Raw genomic sequence first — 3,156 nt, 5'->3', positions numbered from 1 at the left:
GGGGCGCAGCCAGATCACTTCGGGCGCCTCGGGAGGCGCGGGCTTGTTGGACGCCGGCGCCGGCCCGCTGGGCGGGGGCGCGGGCTCGCCCGGTGCGGGCGCGCTGGACGGCGTGGGCTTGCTGGACGGCACTGGAAGATCACCTCGCTCTGCCCATCTTAGATACGTACGGCGTACGTAGTAGGATGCGCTTGCGCGCGCTTCTACGTACGCCGTACCTAGAGAAGGGGCAGAGCCATGTCCGACACCGCCCGGCCCGCCATCGAGATGGCGGGCGTGGAGAAACGCTTCGGCGCCACCGAGGCCCTGCGCGGCCTTGACCTCACCGTCCCGGCCGGCACCGTCTGCGGCCTGCTCGGCCCCAACGGCGCCGGCAAGACCACCGCCGTCCGCGTCCTCGCCACGCTCGTCGCCCCCGACCGCGGCACCGCCCGTGTCGCCGGGCACGACGTCGTCCGCGCCGCCGAGGAGGTCCGGCGCGCCATCGGCCTCGCAGGACAGCACGCCGCCGTCGACGAGGGCATCACCGGCCGCGACAACCTCCGGCTGCTCGGCCGGCTGCACCACCTCGGCGCCCGCCGGGCCCGGGAGCGCGCCGACGAACTGCTCGCCCGCTTCGACCTCACCGAGGCCGCCGACCGGCTCGTGCGCACCTACTCCGGCGGCATGCGCCGGCGCCTCGACCTCATCGCCAGCCTGGTCACCAGCCCGCCGGTGCTCTTCCTGGACGAGCCCACCACCGGGCTCGACCCGCGCAGCCGGCAGGCGATCTGGGACACCGTCGAGGAGCTGGCGGACGGCGGCACCACCGTGCTGCTCACCACCCAGTACCTGGAGGAGGCCGACCGGCTCGCCGACGACATCGTGGTGGTCGACCACGGCGCCGCCATCGCCACCGGCCCGCCGCACCGGCTCAAGGCCGCGATCGGCAGCCAGGTCTCCGTCACCCTGGCCGACCCCGGTCAACTCGCCGCCACCGCCGTGGTGTTGTCCTCGCTGACCGGCGGCGACGCGCAGGTGGACGTCGCCGAGCGGACCGTCACGGTGCTGACGACGCCGGGCGTGTCCGTCCTGCTGCCCTCGCTGGTGCGGGAGTTGGACGGTGCCGGGGTCGTCGCGCAGGACGTGGCGGTGCGGGCGCCTTCGCTGGACGACGTGTTCCTCGCGCTCACCCAGGAGTCCGCGGACGCGGGGAGGGCCGCCTGATGGCCGTCGCCGCGTACGCCGCCCCGCGACCGTCCGCCGTCGGCCGGCTGCTCTCCGACACCTGGACGTCGATGATCCGCGTCCTGCTCAACTACCGGCGTTCGCCGGGTCTGCTGGCCGCATCGCTCGGCGTCCCGGTGGTCATGGTGGTGGTCTTCGGGTACGTCTTCGGCAGCGCCATGCAGGTACCGGGCGGCGGTGACTACCGGGAGTTCCTGATGCCCGGCCTGTTCGCCATGGTGGCCACCAACGGCATCATGCCCACCATGGTCGGCGCCGCCCGCGACGTAGGGCGCGGGGTCACCGACCGGCTGCGCTCCATGCCGGTCTCCCGCACCGGACTGCTGCTCGGGCAGACCCTCGCCGACCTGCTGGTCAGCGTGGTCGTCCTGGCGCTGCTGGCCCTGGTCGGGCTCGCCGCCGGGTGGCGCGCCCGGCACGGACTCGCCGACGCGGCAGGGGCGTTCGCACTGCTGCTGCTCTTCCGCTTCGTGATGACCTGGGTCGGCACCCTGCTCGGCCTGGCCGTCGGCAAGGAGGAGGCGGCCGGCCAGCTCTCCGTCGCGGTCTTCCCGCTGGCGATGATCACCAACGCCTACGTGCCGACCGGCGGCATGCCCGGCTGGCTGCGGATGCTCGCGGACTGGAACCCGATCAGCTCCGTCGTCCAGGCCTGCCGGGATCTGTTCGGCAACCCCTCGGCGGCCGGTTCCGCCTGGCCGACGCAGCACGCCACGCTCGCCGCGCTGCTCTGGAGCGCCGTGCTGCTCGCGCTCTGCGTGCCGCTCGCCGTAAGGAAGTTCGCCACGCACGGGCGGTGACCAGGGGGCCCGGCACGCCCGTGAAATGTGCTGGACAGCGGGGCCGGTGTGGTCTTGGGTGGGGCGCCATGGAGTACACCCACCTCGGCCGCACCGGCCTGACCGTCTCCCGCCTCTGCCTCGGCACCATGAACTTCGGCCCCCACACCGAGGAAGCCGAGGCCCACCGCCTCATGGACACCGCCCACGAGCGCGGCATCAACTTCTTCGACACCGCCAACAGTTACGGCCGCGACAGCGAGGGCCGGCTGCGGGGCCGCACCGAGGAGATCATCGGCCGCTGGTTCGCCAAGGGCGGCGGCCGCCGCGAGCGCACCGTCCTCGCCACCAAGGCCTACGCCGACATGAGCGACTGGCCCAACGAGGGCAAGCTGTCCGCGCTCGCCATCCGCAAGGCCGTCGAGGCCAGCCTGCGCCGCCTCCAGACCGACCACATCGACCTCTACCAGATGCACCACATCGACCGGGCCACGCCCTGGGAGGAGATCTGGCAGGCGATGGAGGTCCTGGTCGCCCAGGGAAAGATCATCTACGTCGGCTCCAGCAACTTCGCCGGCTGGCACATCGCCCAGGCCCAGGAGGCCGCCCGCGCCCGCCACTTCCTCGGCCTGGTCAGCGAGCAGTCCCTCTACAACCTGCTCGACCGCACCGTCGAGCTTGAGGTCATCCCCGCCCTCCAGCACTACGGCCTCGGGCTGATGCCCTGGTCCCCGCTGCGCAGCGGCCTGCTCGGCGGCGTCCTGCGCAAGGAGCGCGAGGGCACCCGCGACCGCAGCGCCATGGCCTACGCGAGCGAACTCCTCGACCGGCACCGCGACCGCATCCAGGCCTACGAGGACTTCGCCGCCGAGCTCGGCGCCGACCCCGCCGACCTCGCCCTCGCCTGGCTCCTCTCCCGCCCCGCCGTCACCGCCCCCATCATCGGCCCCCGCACCCCGGCCCACCTCGACGCCGCCATCGGCGCGCTCGACCTCAAGCTCGACCAGAAGACCCTCGACCACCTCGACGACCTCTTCCCGGGCCGCCGGCCCGCCCCGGAGGACTACGCCTGGTAGGCCACTCGCTCCCGGCCCCGGCCCCGGCCCCGTCCCCCTGGCGCGGGCCGGGGCCTCGCCGCGGACCCGCCCCG

General features: G+C 73.7%; 3 protein-coding genes. All 3 read left to right on the top strand.

Going from position 1 to position 3,156, the window contains the following annotated elements:
• The first annotated feature begins 237 nt into the window (after positions 1 to 237).
• A complete protein-coding gene (locus KS423_RS41990; protein WP_224284977.1) occupies positions 238 to 1,206 on the top strand; it encodes an ATP-binding cassette domain-containing protein in 969 nt (322 codons plus the stop codon).
• Positions 1,206 to 2,027 carry an ABC transporter permease gene (locus tag KS423_RS41985; protein WP_224284976.1) on the top strand — a complete coding sequence of 274 codons (822 nt, stop codon included), beginning with the start codon at positions 1,206 to 1,208 and terminating at the stop codon, positions 2,025 to 2,027. The genes KS423_RS41990 and KS423_RS41985 overlap by 1 nt, the downstream gene beginning before the upstream one ends.
• A gap of 68 nt (positions 2,028 to 2,095) precedes the next feature.
• The gene (locus KS423_RS41980) at positions 2,096 to 3,082 is read left to right on the top strand and encodes an aldo/keto reductase (RefSeq protein ID WP_224284975.1); all 987 of its coding nucleotides are present in this window, start codon (positions 2,096 to 2,098) and stop codon (positions 3,080 to 3,082) included.
• Positions 3,083 to 3,156 lie beyond the last annotated feature (74 nt).

Origin of the sequence: Streptomyces sp. LS1784 (assembly GCF_020103755.1) — a bacterium.
Classification (GTDB): Bacteria; Actinomycetota; Actinomycetes; order Streptomycetales; family Streptomycetaceae; genus Kitasatospora.
The sequence above is the reverse complement of the archived record's forward strand: the minus strand, read 5'-3'. Positions and strand labels throughout refer to the sequence as shown.

Bases quoted from the DNA above. Each gene is read 5' to 3' on its own strand.
- KS423_RS41990 (WP_224284977.1), top strand. From the start codon at position 238: ATGTCCGACACCGCCCGGCCCGCCATCGAGATGGCGGGCGTGGAGAAA.
- KS423_RS41985 (WP_224284976.1), top strand. From the start codon at position 1,206: ATGGCCGTCGCCGCGTACGCCGCCCCGCGACCGTCCGCCGTCGGCCGG.
- KS423_RS41980 (WP_224284975.1), top strand. From the start codon at position 2,096: ATGGAGTACACCCACCTCGGCCGCACCGGCCTGACCGTCTCCCGCCTC.